This window comes from Priestia sp. P5_B4 (assembly GCF_056400385.1).
On sequence record NZ_JBFULJ010000696.1, the window covers coordinates 1 to 2,022 of the forward strand.

Below are 2,022 nucleotides of genomic sequence, written 5' to 3' on the forward strand. Positions count from 1 at the left end.
ACTTGGATATACTGATAACCATTCATTACGTTTAATAAGTAATCGCGATCAGCCTCTTTAGAATTAACTGCTTTTTTAATGGTTGATGCTTTTGTTTGTAATGTATTCGGCGATGATTCTTTTACATCCGTTTTATTGCCATTTTCTTTCGTATGAACCGCTGTTGATTTCTCTGTAGGCTCTTCTTTTTGCGATACAGTTTCACTGGACTCCTCGCTACAGGCTGCTAGCAATATAGCTAACAGTGGAATACCAAAAGCAACTTTCAACATTTTCATGGACTATTATCCCCTTTTTTATCTTTTTTTAGGGTTTATATAATTCTAAAGAACTAGAAAACCTTAGGGGTTATTATACCAAAATTAAGAAAATATAAGAATATTTTCTTGTGTTGTTTATAGAATTTTTTGAAAAGATTATCTTTTTATGCATAAAAAAACACAAAGCCATGCAATTTTTCATAACACGGCTTTGTGTTTTCGTAACAAATGTTAATGATGGAATCCATTGTCGTATTTCGTGTCTTTAAGAACAGGTCTATCCAACGAGTTAAGAAATTCAACGGCTTGTTTGAAATTAACCATAAATAAATGAGCCAGGTCTCTTGAAAATCCATTTCTAACAACAATGCGCATGATTGTTATTTCTTCCATGTCTGCAGGCAGTGGATAAGCAGGAACTTGCCATCCGTACGTACGCAGTTGTCTAGACAAATCATAAAGCGTCCAGTTTGGTGTATATCCTTCTTTCAGTTTCCAAGCAAGAACCGGGATATCTGAACCATCAGCAAGAATTTCGAATGCTTCCATTTCTCCAATTTCTTTGCTGAGAAACAGCGCATTTTCTTGGGAGGTTTTTTGCACAGCATAATAGCCGTCTTTACCTAAACGCAAGAAATTGTAGTACTGCAAAAGAACTTGTGCTCCTGGTCTAGAGAAGTTGAGCGCAAAAGTTGGCATGTTGCCCCCTAAATAAGAAACGCGGAAAATAAGATCTTCAGGCAAGTCTTCTTTTTCTCTCCAAATCACCCATCCCAAGCCAGGGTAAACTAAACCATACTTGTGTCCTGACACGTTAATGGACTTTACTCGCGGCAAGCGGAAATCCCAGACAAGGTCTGGTTGAAGAAATGGAGCGATAAAACCTCCAGAAGCAGCATCTACATGAATAGGAATATCCAACCCTGTTTTTTCCTGTAACTCGTCTAAAGCTTTTGCGATAGCAGCAATTGGTTCGTAAACTCCTGTATACGTCACTCCAAGAATCGGTACGACACCAATTGTATTTTCGTCAACCGCATTAATGACGCCTTCTGCATCCAAATAAGGATGATCTGCATTAATGTTCACATAACGAGGCTCTACGTCCCAATAGTTTGCGAACTTCTCCCACACCACTTGAACGGATGAACTAAATACAATGTTCGGCCGGTCTGTTGATAACCMTTTACTTTTACGCAGTTTTTGCCAGCGTCTTTTTAACGCTAGTCCGCCAAGCATACACGCTTCAGATGAACCTGTAGTAGAAACGCCCATCGTTGTATCAGGATTAGGTGAATTCCAAAGGTCCGCTAAAATACGTACACATCTCTCTTCAATAGCCGCTGTCTGCGGATACTCGTCTTTATCAATCATATTTTTATCAAAAGACTCTCCGTACAAACGCTTTGCATCAGGTTCCATCCACGTAGTAACAAACGTAGCTAAATTTAAACGGGCATTTCCGTCTAAAGCAATTTCATCATGAATGATTTGATAAGCTGTTTCTGGAAGCATACCTTGATCACTGATACGCAGCCTTGGAATCGTCACTTCTCCTTGTCGAGAAAAAAGCGGATTAACAGGAAATTCATCAGGTAAATTTTTTTGTTCACGATGCGGGTGCCATTGAGGCATAAAGTATCATCTCCTTATGTATATCTAACAAATTGCTTTACGTTCCACCTGGTGTTGTAACAAGCAGGTCTCCTTTACACATTATGAGCTTTGAAACCTATTTTCATTCTTCTCATTATCCGTAGCA

General features: G+C 38.8%; 1 protein-coding gene and 1 pseudogene. Both read right to left on the reverse strand.

Annotated elements, in window-relative coordinates; all coding sequences use genetic code 11:
• Window positions 1-278: pseudogene (locus AC1DRF_RS24830) on the reverse strand (hypothetical protein); the annotation flags it as partial.
• A 213-nt stretch (window positions 279-491) separates the two neighbouring features.
• The gene (gene gad / locus AC1DRF_RS24835; RefSeq protein ID WP_477741947.1) at window positions 492-1,895 is read right to left on the reverse strand and encodes a glutamate decarboxylase; all 1,404 of its coding nucleotides are present in this window, start codon (window positions 1,893-1,895) and stop codon (window positions 492-494) included.
• Window positions 1,896-2,022: the final 127 nt, after the last annotated feature.